Source organism: Bacteroides sp. Ga6A2, assembly GCF_000702225.1.
Taxonomy (GTDB): domain Bacteria; phylum Bacteroidota; class Bacteroidia; order Bacteroidales; family Bacteroidaceae; genus Ga6A1.
In genome coordinates, this window is record NZ_KL370872.1 from 15176 (window position 1) to 30122 (window position 14947).

The following is a 14947-nucleotide window of genomic DNA, read 5'->3' on the forward strand; positions in this document are numbered from 1 at the left end:
CAGATGAAGAAAATATTGATGGCTGCCGCAGCGGTGGCTTTTCTGTGCTCGTGCGGAGGCGGCAAGGGCTTCAGACTGAAGGGAAGCATCAAGGGCATTGAGCAGGGCGAGGTTTACATCTACAACGCCGAGGGACTTGGAAAGGGGCTCGACACGGTAATGGTAAACGGCGGCTCGTTCGAGTATCGCGCCGAGATTGAACAGCCTACTTACTACATCCTTGTGTTCCCCAACAAATACCAGCAGGTTGTGTTTGCCGACAAGGGCGCGAGGGTATCTCTCGAAGGCGACGGCAGCAGCCTGAAGGATATGCAGATTTCGGGCGACAAGGAGAACGAACGCTTCTCGGATTTCAGAAAGGCGGTTGCCAGCATCGACGAGTCGCAGATTCCGGCAAAGGCCGAGGAGTTCATCAAGGCCAATCCGTCGTCAATGGCGAGCATCTATCTGGTAAACAAATACTTCATCGAAGTGCCCAAGACCGACTGGGGCAAGGTGGAAAGTCTGCTGAAGGTGATAAAGGGCGGACTTCCGAAGAATGCGATGGTAGACCGTATGCTCTCTACCGCCAAGGAAGCGCAGCGGATAAAGGTGGGCGGAAAATGTCCGTCGTTCAAGATTACGACGAAAGACGGCAAAACTCTGACACAGAGTGACTTGAAAGACAAGATTACGCTCATAACCTTCTGGGCTTCGTGGGATGCCGACAGCCGCACACTCGAGCGCAACATCCGTAAGCTCTACAAAAAATATCCGTCGGCAAAATTCCAGATTATAGGCGTCAGCCTCGATGTAGACAAGCAGATGTGGCGCAATGCCGTTCGCTACGACTCGCTTACATGGAACGAGAGTTGCGACTTTGCACACTACGAGAACCGCATGGTCAAGGATTTCGTCGTAAGCAATCTGCCGTCTAACTTTCTGATAGGCAAGGACGGAAAGATTATCGCCATGAATCTCCTCTACGCCGATTTGGAGAAGAAACTTGATGAAGTGGTTAAGTGATAGGTTTCAAAGAATCAGAAAAAAAGGGCTATAAAAATGAAGAAAATATACTATCTGCTTGTCTTGCTTGTCATTGTTGGCGCATCTTGTTCGGAAAAACGGACAAAAAACGAAGTTAAAAGTATTTCGCATAGAGAGTCAGGGGATCTTAGGGTGGAGATGGAGGCTTTCTTTCTGGACAATTTAAGATATCCAAGGGGGACAAGGGATTATTGCAGGAGAATCTATTTGCAGGACAGTTTGAATAATTTCTGGTTTGCCCGTGGGTGGTCAAACAAGCCAAACGTAAGGTGTAACTCTTATGAGGAGTATAATGAATTTATGGACTCTGTTTTTTCCGTTGTTATTAAATGTTGTCAAGGGGCAGGGGTGCCTTACTTCTCATGGCCTCGTTTTTATAGAAATCAGCGCGACAATGACATATATTGCAAAGACGGAAAAGTTTTTGCAGACATCGAAGATACCGACAGTATATACTATTCGTATGATATCAGGAATGCGATGCACGATTATTATTTTAGAAAAAAGACTGAAGATGATTTTCATGCTGGAACGTTTAGCACAATAATGAAACTTACGTGCGTAAGAGCGTACAGCAAAGACTCTCTTTTTGTCGATTTGCCAAAGTCTGTATTTAACGATGGAAACGCATATCACGATATGCGTTTAATCGTCGATTCTGTTATATTGCAGATTAACAAAAGAAATCCGGAAGCAAAATCATTTCATTATGCAATAAGATATCACAAGAATGGAAAGTTTGAGTCGGCTGACAAAGAGTGGGACCCGCTGCCAACTGAAATAACAAGCAACAAGAATCTTATACACTATATGGATTCTTGCGTAAGAATTGACAAAAGGGTAGACTTCATTCAATTCTACAGATGTGTGTATTTCTGATAGGCAAGGACGGTGGTTAAGTAGCTGATTTATCGTTTAATAGAAAGGCAGCACAATTCAATATTTGCATATCTTGTTTTGTGCTGTTTTATTTTTGGCTAAAAAAGAAATTCAGGATATGTTTGTTGTTTTCTTGGTAGTATTAGCAATTGCAGTCTATTTTTATTTCCCGAATAAGGGAAAGAGGGCAGAAATGATGGTTCAGAACAAACTGAACAACTTGCCCGACGAATACTTCTCGATATATAACGCTCTCTTCGAGAATAACGGCCGTTCCACGCAGATTGACCATATCGTGGTTTCGCCATACGGCGTGTTTGTCATCGAAACCAAGGGCTACAAAGGCTGGATATACGGCGGCGAGAACGTGGAATACTGGACTCAGAATATATACGGAAAGAAGACACGTTTCTACAACCCAATCATACAGAACGAAGGGCATGTGCGTTTCTTGTCTTATCTGTTGCGCGATTTTGGAAATATTCCAATCATTCCAATTGTCGTGTTCAACAACGACGCCACTATAAAGACCGAGTTCGAAAACCATATCGTAGTCAACAGAAAGAGGCTGAAGAGAGCCATCCGACGCTATCGTAACGAGGTGCTGAGTGCGGAAGCTCAGAAGAAGATAATAGACGTGATAGAAAGTAATTCACGCACAGGCTCTTCGGCCGAGAGGCATCATATAAGAAACGTCAGAAACCGTGAGCGACAGTCGGTTAGGGATGTCCGTAACGGAAAGTGTCCCCGTTGCGGAAGCGATTTGGTGCTCCGTCGCGGTAAATACGGCGAATTCTATGGCTGTTCCAATTATCCAAACTGTCGTTTCCTGATAAATAAAAGGGATGTGTGAAGACGTAAAAGTCTTATGTCTCGTTGCTTTTCTTCAAATATAAGCAATTTCCTTGTCTGTAATGTTGGGGAGACAATCTCTTTATATCGGCAAAAGCTAATATGTAGTCTTCAACATTCCATTCCCATGCTTCTTGTATTACATAGTTTTTGTCATATAGAATCCAAATCAATTTATCCCAATCATAATTCGATGCTTTGGGAACCTTTGTAACAAAACTACCTTTTTTGCCACTTGGTCTATTGGCTTTAACTTGGTATCTTATATTCTTAAACACAAAATCAGAACCTTTGCTTACTGCTGTTTTATCTTGCATATATTCAGAGTATTCGCTTTCTGACATTCCTATTAACATAGCTGCATCATATTCGGAAATTGCACTTGTAATTGATGGAGCAACTCCAAAGTTCTTTTGCCATTGTAAAGCTGTTTCAACAAGATTTTTTCTTAGTGTCATTTTTTTGAAATCTTAAACCGATATTTTTACTGCTGAAACCGCTTCAGATGCTCCTTTCCGAAAGGATATCCGCTTATGCTGTATCTGCCGTCGTCGGTCATTTTGAACCATGGCGAGCCGGTGGCATCATCGGTAACTATGTGAATCTGCTGTGCAGGCATCCAACTTTGTGCCACCATGAAAATCTTTTCGCCTTTCTGGTTTACAGCCATATCCACTATTGTTACTACGTGGCCGTAAAACCTCTCGTTCACATAAACCAGACAGTCGCCCACCTTCAGGTCTTTCGGGGCTACAGGCTTCATCTCTTTGCCCATCGACGTGCTGTTGCAGTAAGTAAACACGTTGTCGAGATATTTGCGGAAGGTGGCATACGAGTACGACTTGTGTCTCTGCGCCCATGTGCTGAACCGTAGCGGTTTGCCGCTTCCGAGGGCTGTGAAATAAATGCGGTTGTAAGCCTTTATGCTGTACAGATATTCGGCCCACAGGCGCATGGCGGCATCGGCACATTGCTGCAAGTCCTTGTCGCCCACGTCAATGTCGAGTACGGCGTAGGCATTCTGATAGTTTATTATTAGTCCATCGAACGTGTGAACCGTTCTGTCGCCCGTCAGTTTGATTTTTCTGAGGAAATTGCCGTATCCGTCGCACTTCACCCTTGTGTATCCGGCGGGAACGGGAATCTCGCCTATGGTTTTCTGTGCTATTGCTGATAAAGGACTGCACATCAATATGATGACAAGTAAATCTTTTAATCTCATGGTTATTATTCCGTTGGTTAATTTCTGCAAAAATAAGAAAAAATCGCAAACTCCCTATGCACTATGCGCGGAAGTTTGCGACTGCTCTAAATATAATTGGTTGTTTGTGTATATCAAATGCTCTCGCTTATCGACTGTAGCACATAATCGAGAATTTCTGGCGTGTGAGTCTCGGAGATAAAGTTGCCCTCGAACTGCGACGGACTGACATAAATGCCGCGCTGAAGCATGTTGTTGAAGTAGCGCGCAAAACGCTCCTGGTCGCTGCGCTTGGTGTCTTGGAAGTTGCGCACCTCGCTGCTGTTGAAGAACAGGGTGAACATAGAGCCGCAATGGTTAAGCTGAATGTCCTTTCCGGCGATAATCTCTTTCAGGCAGCTGATGAAGCGGTCGCTCTTCTCATCGAGTTTCTTGTAGAAGTCGGGATGAGAAAGTTGCGTGAGCGTCTCTATTCCGGCTGCCATTGCTACAGGATTTCCGCTGAGCGTGCCGGCCTGATATACAGGACCGTCGGGAGCAAGAACCTTCATAATGTCGGCACGTCCACCAAAGGCCGCTGCTGGGAATCCGCCACCAACAATCTTGCCTACGGTGGTCATATCTGGCTTGATACCAAAGAGTTGCTGAGCTCCACCACGCGACAGACGGAATCCGGTTATCACCTCATCGAAAATGAGCAGACTGCCATGCTGCTCAGTCACTTCGCGCGCAGCCTTCAGGAAGTCGAGCGAAGGGCAGACAACGCCCATATTGCAAGCCACTGGCTCAAGAATTACGGCAGCCACCTTGTCGCCGTTAGTTTTGAAATAGTTGCGCAAGGCATCAATATCGTTGTACGGAAGTACGGCTGTGTATTTAGTAAACCCTTCAGGAACGCCGGCCGACGATGCATTGCTGATATTTGCCACGCCCGAGCCTGCCGAAACAAGCAGATGGTCGGCGTGACCGTGGTAGTTACCTTCGAACTTTACGAGAATGTCGCGTCCCGTGTATCCGCGAGCCACGCGAATTGCCGACATTGTAGCCTCCGTGCCGCTATTTACAAAGCGCAGACGCTCCATCGAGGGAATTGCCTCGCGCACCTTCTCGGCAAGTATTGTCTCATTCTCGGTAGGGATGCCATAACTACTACCAGTATTTATAGCTCTAATGGCCGCGCTATTAACACGATCGTTGCAGTGTCCGAGGATGAAAACGCCCCACGACATGCAGAAGTCGATAATCTTGTTATCGTCGATGTCGGTAATATATGCACCTTTCGCTTCTTTGACGAAGAGCGGCGTCGCGCCCACGCTTTTAAGCGCTCTTACCGGACTGTTTACGCCTCCCGGAATGACCTGCTGCGCACGTCTGAAGGCTTCTGCTGATTTTATTCTTTCGTTTATGCCCATTTCTGCATGAATTCTTTAGCGTAATAAGATATGATGTACTTCGCACCGGCACGTTTGATAGCTATCAGGCTTTCGTAAACAACGCGCTGCTCGTCGAGATAGCCAGCCTTTGCAGCCGCCTTGAGCATTGAATATTCGCCGCTCACCTGATATGCCACCATCGGGATATTAGGGAATTTCTGAACGCCGCGAGCTATGATGTCGAGATAAGGCATGGCAGGCTTAACCATAGTCCAGTCAGCACCTTCTTCTATGTCGGCTGCAATCTCGTCAAGTCCTTGGTCGTGAGTGCGATAGTCCATCTGATAAGTCTTTCTGTCGCCAAACGATGGGGCGGAGTCGGCAGCATCGCGGAACGGACCGTAGAAAGCCGATGCGTACTTGGCAGAGTAAGCCAGAATCTTACACTTGTCGCGCAATCCTGTCTCTACGAGTTTGTTGTGCAGAGCCTCAATTTGTCCGTCCATCATGGCCGATGGAGCTACGAAGTCAGCTCCTGCCTTGGCATGAACATACGCCATCTGCGCCAAAAGTGGAAGAGTAGAATCGTTTTCCACATCGTGGTTGTGAAGCAGTCCGCAGTGGCCGTGGCTTGTGTACTCGCACAGACATACGTCGGTAATAACGATAATCTCCGGAACGGCTGCCTTTATCGCCTTCACGGCACGGCAAACCAAGGCATCCTCGGCGTATGCAAGAGTGCCTTTCTCGTCCTTCTGGCTGTCTTCGATTACGCCGAAAAGCAGCACTTTGTTTATGCCGAGCGCGTAAATCTCTTTTATGTCGGTGATGAGTGTGTCGATAGAGAAACGAAAGATTCCGGGCATAGATGAAATCTCATCTTTCACGCCGTTGCCCTCAACTACGAAGTAAGGGTAAATGAAGTCGTCGACGCTGATTTTCACGTCGGCATATTGGTCGCGCACATCCTGCGACGTGCGGTAGGTTCTGAAACGTTTAAATTGTTGCATTTTTTTATGTTTTTTGTTGTCGATGCAAAGATATGAATAATAGGCGATGTGGCAAATACTTTTTTATCATCTTAGTCCACCTTGCACACCATCAGATACTCCTCGTCGTTTTCTGTAATGACCTCGAAGCCAAGTTGCTTGTACATTCTGTAGGCGTAATTTGTTTTCTGAACGGATAGCGATACCTGCGTATAGCCCTCGTCTTTAAGTAGTTGGAACATCTGCTGCATAAGGCGCGTGCCGATGCCTTGCTTGCGATATTGCGGATAGAGCGCGATGGCGAGCGACGGCGTTTGGTTGTCAATGTGTCCGTAGTCGTTCATTATGCGAACCCAAACTGCGCCGACAATCTTCCCGTCCGTTTCGGCAACCAGACAGAAGTCGCCTTTGTGTTTGCCGAAGTCTTCTACATATACTTGTAAATCAGGCTTTTTGATGATGTCTCTGGATGGCGGTTCAATGCCTTCGGGTATAAAAATCGCTTCGTAGAGAAAATCGTCGAGAAGCGGGATTTCGTTGTCTTTTATTTTTCTGATTCTGCAAGTCATAAGTTCTTCCAATCTTTTCTGTGTTATTGCACCGCGCGTCACAAGTTCCTTATTTTGTGGAAGATAGCCGTATATCTTGACGAAGTTGTCAATCGTGCTGGGCGATGTGAAAACGATGCGGTCGATGGTTGTGAGGTCTATTTTCCTGACATTTTTCGGCATCTGGTTTATGTAGGCGATGACCGTCGAAACCTCGTAGCCCAGATTCCGCAGACCTTCGGGTATGATGGGCAGCGCGATGTTTGAACGCGGAATCAGAACTTTTCTGCCACCGCCAAGTTGCTCGAACAGACGGATTACGCCGTAAGAATCGTCGACATCTGGCTGAATTATCTCGTCGATGCCGTGTTTCCTCAGGGCGGTCGCCGTTGTGCTGCCAATCGCCACAACCTTCACTCCGTCGGGAATGTGCGGCTCGTAGTCTGCTTCGAACCAGTATTTTACGGCATATCTGCTCGTAAACAGAATATAGTCGAACTTAGCTGCATCGGCCATAGCGCACCGCAGAGCCTCGCCATCGGCTGGCGGAACAATCTCGATGAGCGGAGTGTGAATGTACTCATCGTTGGGCGGCGTGAGGCCTGTAAACAGCGTTGTCATAGAATGTTGTCTTTTGCAAACATCTTTTTTAGCGCATCGTTGCCTTTTCGGGCGGTGATGGCGAGCCGTCCTTGCATAGGGTGTGTCTCGAACGGCAGAATCTCGGTTATTTCATCTTCCATACCGAGTCTTTTCAGGGCGCAGGTGGCAACAATGGCAGAATCAATCTTACCGCTCCGAACCTGAGCCACGCGCTCCTCTATGCAGCCGCGAATGCCTACGATTTTCAAGTCGGGGCGCAGCTTCTGAAGCTCTGCCTTGCGCAGCGGCGAACTTGTGCCCACGGTGCTTCCGGCAGGCAGACTGAGCAGCGGCGTGTGGTCGCGGCTCACCAGCGAGTCGGTCTTGTCGGTAGCTTCGTACAAGGCTATAACCTCCAATCCTTCAGGCTGTTGCTGCGGAAGGTCCTTTGCCGAATGGATGGCGATGTCGGCTTCGCCGTTGAGCAGAGCCTCGTCGAGTTCGCGTGTGAAGATGTCGTCGGGAGCCTCGCCGTTCAGAAGCGAAATCTTCTTGTGCTTGTCGCCGAACGATTTGCACAGAACCGTCTCGAACTGAATTTCAGGGAAACGCTTCTTTATCTCCTCAACCTGAATCTGCGACAGACGGCTGTCGCGCGCAATCACCTTTACCGTCTTGCAATGTTGCTTTCGGCGTTCCATAATCTCCTGAAGTTCATCTATTTCCTCTTCGATAAGTTGTTCAGCCTTCTTAACCTCGTCTTCTCTTACCGAGATGTTGCTCTGCACCTTTCGTTCAACGTTGTGAAGGTTGTAGAGCGTTACGTTGCTCATCTGACCGATGCGAGGGTCGATGTCGCGCGGAAAGGCGAGGTCGAACGCCACAATGTCGCGGTCAGCTGGCATCTCTTCCTTTCTTACAACCACGTCGGGAGCCGAAGTAGCGCAAATCAGAATGTCGGTAAATTTCAGAAATTCCTGCTTATTGCACAGCGAGCACGCCTTTATGTCGTACTGCTGGGCGATGTCAGCCGCCTTTTGCAGCGTTCGGTTTGCAAGCAAAATATGCTGTGCTCCCTTGTTTTTCAGGAACTTGATGATATCCTCGGTCAGTTTGTTTACGCCGATTATTGTTATCTGTGCGTTGCGGAAGTCGATGTTCTGCTGTTCTATAATCTCGATTGTGGCGAGGCTGTGGCTCACCGCTCCGTGCGAAATCTGAGTTTCTGTTCGCACGCGCTTGCCAATCTGGAGGGCGCACTCAAACAGCTTGTGCATTCCGGCAGGGAGTTTCTGCTCCTTGCGCGCCGTGAGATAAGCCTCCTTCACCTGTCCCTGAACGGCTCTTTCGCCCACGATGGCAGATTCGAGTCCGCACACAACGCGGAACAAGTGTCGTGCCACATCCTCGGGAATGTCGCCGTTGCCGTAGTACAGTTCTATTCGGTTGCAGGTCTGTAGAAAGACCGATGCTCCCTTGTCATCCTTGTTAATCTTTTTGAAATAGTCTTCGCGCTCGCCAAGCGTTGTGTTGTGGTGGCTGATTGACTCGTATTGTATCATTACCAGTTTGTTTCTTTTATCCAGTTTGTCAGGAATTTAGCGTTCTCGAAAGGCGTTTCTGCCAATACGCCGTGTCCAAGGTTTATAATCCAGTTTCGGTGCTCTGCAAAGAAAGGCTTGTACCTCTCCATAGTCGCCGCGATATCGTTTTTCGGTGCGAGCAGCAGGTGAGGGTCGATGTTGCCCTGCAGTCCCACCTCGGGATGAACAATCCGTCGCGCCTCGTCGAGCGGCATCTGCCAGTCTATGCTTACAAAGTTGCAGATGTCTGGCGTTATGCTTTTAAGCCCTATGCCGAGTCCTTTCGGGAAGAAGATTACGGGAATGCCCATTTCTCTGACCGCCATACTTATTCGTGAAACTGCAGGTAGGAAATATTCTACATAAATATCGGCAGGCAGAAGTCCGGCATGACTCTCGAAAATCTGAAAGGCATCCACTCCGTGCTCAACCTGCCTCTTGGCATATTCTATTGTGAGCGATGTCACGGCATCCGTAAGCCTCATCATCTCCTCGCGGTTGGCATAGAAGAAGTGCTTCACTCTTGGAAATGAAGCCTGAGTGCTTGCGCCCTGAAGCATGTAGCACATGGTTGTGAGCGGTGCTCCGCAGAAGCCGATGAGCGGTGTGTCGGGGTGCTGCTCCTTGAAGATGTCGATGGCGCGGTAGACGAAGTTTAGTTTATCTGGCTTAACATCAAGCAACTGCGATGGCTTGTCGGATGTGTACAGGGGCGATGAGAACACCGGACCTTTCTCTGTCCAGTCTATGTTCATGCCCATTGCCACAGGTATCGTAAGAATGTCGCTGAACAAGATGGCTGCGTCTACTCCGAGGTCGGCAACGGGCAGAAATGTTACCTTGGCTGCCAATTCGGGCGTAGACATCAGTTCGTAGAAGGAGTGCTCCGCGCGCATCTGCATGTAACTTGGCAGAACTCGTCCTGCCTGCCTCATGAGCCACACGGGCGGACGGCTGCACGCCTTTCCGTTCAGGGTATCGATAAAAATGTTAGTCATCTGATAGAATTTTGTTTGCCACGTCGGTTGCCTGTTTTATTCGATGCGCCATGCCTATTCCGTCGCGCAGGTTTCCGGCAATCGTCAGACCTTTGTATTGGTTCTGAACCTTTTCTATAGCCTCGAACCGTTCGCCCGATGTTATCTCGTACTGCGGAATGGCTCTCTTATGTCTGAAAATCCTGATGAAATCGGGTTTTGCCGATGACGGGAATTTCAGCATTGTGTGGAAATACTCCTCGACGAGAGCGGTTATTTGCTCGTCCGAATAGTCGAGCATCTCGGCGTGCTTCATTCCGCCGATAAAGTAGCTGAACAGCGCGCCGCCTTCGGGTGCTCTGCCTTTGAAGCAAGCCGACGGGAACAGGATTCCGAGAACCTTCTTGTTCTCGCGCGATGGAACGAGTCCGCCGAAAGCCTGGAACTTCTTTCCCTTGGTGTCTTTCACGCCCACGCTCACCTCGACGATAGGCGAGTAGTTGAGGTTGTTTAGTTTGCTCATTGTCTCGTCATCGACGAATGGCAGAAGTTCGGGCAGAGAGTATGCTCCGCAGGTTGTAACGACCTTGTTGCAGGTTATCTGCTGCTTATTTCCGTCGGCATCGCTAAATGAGATGTGCCAGCCGTCGCCCTCGGGCATCACTTTTATGTCCTTCAGTCCGAGCAGGATACGGTTGCCGAGATAGTTTGCCATGGCTTCGGTAATCTTTCCCAGACCGCCCACGGCAGAGAATACTTTCTTTGTTGCCAGTTTGTCGCGGTCGGTCTTAGGCTCGCGCGCCTTTGCTATTGCTCCGCGTACAAAACTGCCGTAGTTATGCTCAAGATTATATAGTTTCGGAAGGGCAAAGCGCGTTACGAGCGCATCGGGGTTGCCGGCGTAGACACCCGAGAGAAATGGGTCTACGGCATAGTTTACGAACGATTTGCCGAGTCTTCGTCTTGCCAGCGAGCCAACCGACTCGTCGGGATTTGTGCCCTTCTTTCGCCACGGCTCGCCAAGGATTCTTAGCTTGTCGGCGGTGGTGAAGAGTGGTGTAGTAATTGCGCTGAACAGTCCCGACGGAAGGGCGCGGAATTTAGATCCTTTCCATATCAGACGGCGTTTAGACGATGCCGGGGCTATCTCCAACTGGCATTTGCTGCCCGATGTCTCCTGAAGGTCGCGCATCAGTTCTGCCACTTCGGGCACCGATACAACGCCGGTGTTCGGTCCGCTCTCAAATACGAATCCGTTTTCAGCGTGTGTCTGAATCTGTCCGCCAGCCTTGTCCATGCGCTCAAGCACCGTCACCTCGCGGCCTTTGCGCGCAAGGGTGTAGGCTGTCGTTAGTCCTGTTAGTCCTGCTCCGATTACTACTATGTCGGTTGTCATGTCTTTTATATTGGTTTTGAGAATGTTTTGTCTGTGTTCTGCATCAGAGGGTCGAGCAGCGCCGCCACGTTGCGCACGAGCGGCGAACTCGCCTCCGTCATCTTTATCGTGTTTTCTTTTATGTTTATTATCCCGTCGTTCTGCATCTCCGCAAGGCGTTCTGTGTCGAAGTTCACCGCCTCTTTCTGTTCGGGGCTGAGAGTTACGGCATAGTTGCACATCAGGTTATCTATAGCCGTGCGTATCAACTGCTGTTGCGGTGTCAGAATGTAGCCCTTCTTTATTGGCAGAATGCCGTCGGAAATGCTCTGGATGTATTCGTCAATGTCTTTTGTATTCTGTGCGTATGCCATGGCAAGCTGACTGATGCCTGTAACTCCGAAGGCATACACCTGAGCCGTGGTGCGCAGCGTGCAGTAGCCCTGAAAGTTGCGGTGCAGCTGACCTTTGTTCAGCGCGGTGTACAGTTCGTCGTGCGGCTGTACGAAATGGTCCATTCCCACTCTCACATATCCGGCTTTTTGCAGAAGTTGTGCCGATGTCTCGAACATCGTCTCTTTTGTCTGAACCGATGGCAGACCGTGCTTCTCCAGAATGAGTTGCTGCTTCTTTAGCCATGGCACATGAGCATAACTGAATGTCACCAATCTGTCGGGTTGGAGGGCAATGGCGCGCTCTATTGTTTGTCCGAAACTTTCGACTGTCTGGTAGGGCAGTCCGTACAGAAAATCAAGGTTGATGTTGGCCTTGGCATCGCGCAGCAAAGCGAATATCTCTTCCATCGGTTCGAGCGACGGACGGCGGTTCACCGTCTTCAGAACCTTTTCGTCAAAGTCTTGCACGCCGATGCTGAACCGTGTGAATCCTGCATCAACCAAATTGCTCCAGTCGTTAAGCGTCAAGTATCCGGGGTGACATTCTATGGCAATTTCGGGCTTCTCTATTGTGCCGAACGTGCTTGTAAGGTGTTCGTTAAGTTCCTTTATCGCCTTTGCAGGCATTGCCGTCGGACTTCCGCCGCCGTAGTGAATCTGCGAGATGCGACGGTCTTTGTCGATATACGGCAACAGAAGGTCTATTTCCTTGTGAAGTGCGTCGATATATTTTTCAACCTTCGCTCCGTTGCCCATGGCATACGAGTTGCACGCGCAGTAGTGGCACATATGCTTGCAGAACGGCATGTGCAGATAGAACGACAGGTTGCGGTTTTCGTCTTTGTTCGAGAGTCTTACTGCATCGATATACTCAGCCTGTCCCAAAGAGCCGAAATAGTTTGCCGGCGGATAGCTTGTATATCGCGGTACTGGAATGTTGTATTTGTTGATTATATCTTGTCGCATCTTTTTTTCTAACCTCTTTTCGACTGCAAAATTACCATGTATTATTATACGAAACAATCCCTAATTATAAGGATAAAATGTTATATTATCTCCTCATAAATAGGGATATTTCTGGGTTTGAAACAAAAATTTAGGTCGCGAGATGCCTATTCGTTGACTTTATTCTTCAGTGTGTCGATGATTGAGTCCAATTCGGCGGCAAGATTAACGTAATCGTCAAACTTTAGCGGACAGGTGTTAAGTTGTTCCATCATTCCCGACGGAACGATGCCGAATGCCTTTTCTTCCAAGTCCTTGCCCTTCTGCGTAAGCGTCACGTTCGTCTGTCGGCGGTCAATGACGCTTCGCTTGCGCTCAATCAGTCCCATCTTCTCCATTCGTTGCAAAAGTGGTGTGATGGTGTTTGTCTCGAGCTGCAGTTTCATTGCAATCTCGTTTACGAACTGCGTTTCTTTCTCCCACAACACCATCATTACCAAGTATTGCGGATAGGTTATGCCCAGCTTGCTCAGTAGCGGCGTGTATGCCTGAATTATCAGGCGCGATGCCGTGTACAGTCTGAAGCAGAGCTGATTTTCGAGTTTTAGTTCATTGTGTGGCATATCTTAATTTGTTTTTACGGATTATGCAAGCATCGTCTCGATGTCGTTCTCCATTTTCTCCGGCTCTGTGGTAGGAGAGTAGCGCTTGATGGTGTTGCCATCTTTCGAGATTAGGAATTTAGTGAAATTCCACTTAATATCGCTGTCCTTTTCCACGCTGTTGCTTATGGTCTTGAAGAGAGCCTTTGCTGCCTTAGCCTTCAGACCGTTGTATGCTTCGGTAGGAGCTTGTTCTTTCAGATACTCAAAGATTGGGTCGGCAGAAGAGCCGTTCACGTCAATCTTCTTCATAATCTGGAAGCTTACGCCATAGTTTATTTGGCAGAACTCCTCAATCTGGCTGTCTGTGCCCGGGTCTTGTTCCTTGAACTGGTTGCATGGGAAGCCGATAACTACCAGCCCCTTGTCCTTGTACTTTTGGTTAAGTGCCTCAAGTCCTGCAAACTGCGGAGTGAATCCGCACTTGCTTGCTGTGTTTACAATTAGCAGAACCTTACCTTCGAACTGTGCAAAGTCAAGCTCTTTACCCTTGCTTGTCAGTGCCTTGAAATCATAAATTTTCTTCATAATCTTACATATATTCTATCGTTTACGATGCAAAACTACGAAAAATATCTTATATCGCAAACGATTTATTTGTTTTTTTACAGAGCCATGATACGAATATGCAGAAAAAGTAGGCATATTTGTCTTTTGGTATATATAAAATAGTGGGTAGGAAGAAGGTAGGAAGAAGGTAGGAAGAAGGTAGAAAGAGGGACGGAAGAGGGAAGATAGAGGGAAGGAAGAGGGAAGATAGAAGGAAGATGATGGGCAGAGGCTTTGAAGCAAGCCGGTAGTAAGGGGGTAGCAAGGGGATAGCAAGGGGATAGCAAGGGGGAAGGTACGGGTATGATAGGTAATTCATAATTCAAAATTCATAAATGGCAATTCGGGGAGAAACTTAGACAACTGGGTCTGCAAAACTTTGTTTTCGATTTACATGAACTGCTTCTATTGCTACCTCAAACCCCATTTTCTCAATTATGAAGTCTGGTGCATCATAATCATAATTGAAATGGAAGTTTTCCTCTCTAAAATAACACCATAGATACAATTCCCATATTCGAGCATCAAAGCCATTTTTAGATTGAAACTGATTGACAAAATTTCCATCCCTATCTTCAAAGTGGTAGGACAATTCCTCAATGACAGATTTAGCAGCACAAAAGAATCCGTTCTTATCCAAGAGTAATTCAAAGAACGGATGTCGTTGCTCAGACTTAGTAATAGGTGTGAAAAAATCGTTCGCAGGTTGTTCCCTTCTTAAGGCTTCCTCGTTTTTCGTATATGTATCCATTAGTTTTTCAAGCCCTAATCTTGCTTCTTCTATTGAACAATAATCCAATTTCATTGATACTAAACAATACTTGTTCCTCGAATCTCTATCGAAAAGCATCGCATGAAATGTATCGTCTTCTTTGTCAAGAGAAACAAAGCCTATCAATGCATTATCGTCTGAGCAATAGTACTCTAACTCCTTGTTTACAAGTTTTACAAAAGGATCTCTAGTGAAAAGTAGCAACAGGTTCGCCTTGTTCGAATTCAATGTTTTCATAT

15 protein-coding genes are annotated in these 14947 nt (G+C 47.7%); 3 read left to right on the top strand and 12 right to left on the bottom strand.

Annotation, left to right across the window (positions count from 1 at the left end; all coding sequences use genetic code 11):
* Positions 1 to 3 precede the first annotated feature (3 nt).
* From T538_RS0113870 to T538_RS0113880, 3 genes are all read left to right on the top strand, one after another.
* Positions 4 to 1005 carry a TlpA disulfide reductase family protein gene (locus T538_RS0113870; RefSeq protein ID WP_031541444.1) on the top strand — a complete coding sequence of 334 codons (1002 nt, stop codon included), beginning with the start codon at positions 4 to 6 and terminating at the stop codon, positions 1003 to 1005.
* A 36-nt stretch (positions 1006 to 1041) separates the two neighbouring features.
* The gene (locus T538_RS18495) at positions 1042 to 1905 is read left to right on the top strand and encodes a hypothetical protein (protein WP_031534665.1); all 864 of its coding nucleotides are present in this window, start codon (positions 1042 to 1044) and stop codon (positions 1903 to 1905) included.
* A gap of 118 nt (positions 1906 to 2023) precedes the next feature.
* The gene (locus tag T538_RS0113880) at positions 2024 to 2758 is read left to right on the top strand and encodes an NERD domain-containing protein (RefSeq protein WP_031534667.1); all 735 of its coding nucleotides are present in this window, start codon (positions 2024 to 2026) and stop codon (positions 2756 to 2758) included.
* A 13-nt stretch (positions 2759 to 2771) separates the two neighbouring features.
* Here the strand turns inward: T538_RS0113880 and T538_RS0113885 are convergent, their stop codons facing one another.
* The 12 genes from T538_RS0113885 to T538_RS0113940 all read right to left on the bottom strand — a co-directional run bounded on the left by T538_RS0113885 (position 2772) and on the right by T538_RS0113940 (position 14945).
* Positions 2772 to 3215 carry a hypothetical protein gene (locus T538_RS0113885; protein WP_031534673.1) on the bottom strand — a complete coding sequence of 148 codons (444 nt, stop codon included), beginning with the start codon at positions 3213 to 3215 and terminating at the stop codon, positions 2772 to 2774.
* A gap of 26 nt (positions 3216 to 3241) precedes the next feature.
* Positions 3242 to 3979 carry a DUF4846 domain-containing protein gene (locus tag T538_RS0113890; RefSeq protein ID WP_081835010.1) on the bottom strand — a complete coding sequence of 246 codons (738 nt, stop codon included), beginning with the start codon at positions 3977 to 3979 and terminating at the stop codon, positions 3242 to 3244.
* A 113-nt stretch (positions 3980 to 4092) separates the two neighbouring features.
* On the bottom strand, positions 4093 to 5370 hold the full coding sequence (gene hemL, locus T538_RS0113895; RefSeq protein ID WP_031534677.1) for a glutamate-1-semialdehyde 2,1-aminomutase: 1278 nt from the start codon (positions 5368 to 5370) through the stop codon (positions 4093 to 4095).
* Positions 5361 to 6341 carry a porphobilinogen synthase gene (hemB, locus tag T538_RS0113900; protein WP_031534679.1) on the bottom strand — a complete coding sequence of 327 codons (981 nt, stop codon included), beginning with the start codon at positions 6339 to 6341 and terminating at the stop codon, positions 5361 to 5363. Before hemB ends, hemL begins: the two co-directional genes overlap by 10 nt.
* Before the next feature lie 71 nt (positions 6342 to 6412).
* Positions 6413 to 7489 (bottom strand): GNAT family N-acetyltransferase, encoded by a 1077-nt coding sequence (locus T538_RS18230; RefSeq protein WP_081835011.1) that lies wholly within the window; start codon positions 7487 to 7489, stop codon positions 6413 to 6415.
* Positions 7486 to 9012, bottom strand: a complete 1527-nt coding sequence (hemA, locus tag T538_RS0113910) for a glutamyl-tRNA reductase (RefSeq protein WP_031534683.1) — start codon at positions 9010 to 9012, stop codon at positions 7486 to 7488. Before hemA ends, T538_RS18230 begins: the two co-directional genes overlap by 4 nt.
* Positions 9012 to 10031 (bottom strand): uroporphyrinogen decarboxylase, encoded by a 1020-nt coding sequence (hemE, locus tag T538_RS0113915; RefSeq protein WP_031534684.1) that lies wholly within the window; start codon positions 10029 to 10031, stop codon positions 9012 to 9014. Before hemE ends, hemA begins: the two co-directional genes overlap by 1 nt.
* The gene (gene hemG / locus T538_RS0113920) at positions 10024 to 11415 is read right to left on the bottom strand and encodes a protoporphyrinogen oxidase (RefSeq protein ID WP_034539306.1); all 1392 of its coding nucleotides are present in this window, start codon (positions 11413 to 11415) and stop codon (positions 10024 to 10026) included. The genes hemE and hemG overlap by 8 nt, the downstream gene beginning before the upstream one ends.
* Positions 11412 to 12746, bottom strand: coding sequence for an oxygen-independent coproporphyrinogen III oxidase (gene hemN / locus T538_RS0113925; RefSeq protein WP_031534687.1), 1335 nt, complete (start codon positions 12744 to 12746; stop codon positions 11412 to 11414). The genes hemG and hemN overlap by 4 nt, the downstream gene beginning before the upstream one ends.
* A gap of 146 nt (positions 12747 to 12892) precedes the next feature.
* Positions 12893 to 13348 carry a MarR family winged helix-turn-helix transcriptional regulator gene (locus tag T538_RS0113930; RefSeq protein ID WP_031534688.1) on the bottom strand — a complete coding sequence of 152 codons (456 nt, stop codon included), beginning with the start codon at positions 13346 to 13348 and terminating at the stop codon, positions 12893 to 12895.
* A gap of 21 nt (positions 13349 to 13369) precedes the next feature.
* A complete protein-coding gene (locus T538_RS0113935; RefSeq protein WP_031534689.1) occupies positions 13370 to 13915 on the bottom strand; it encodes a glutathione peroxidase in 546 nt (181 codons plus the stop codon).
* A 376-nt stretch (positions 13916 to 14291) separates the two neighbouring features.
* On the bottom strand, positions 14292 to 14945 hold the full coding sequence (locus T538_RS0113940) for a hypothetical protein (protein ID WP_051656128.1): 654 nt from the start codon (positions 14943 to 14945) through the stop codon (positions 14292 to 14294).
* Between the last annotated feature and the right edge of the window lie 2 nt (positions 14946 to 14947).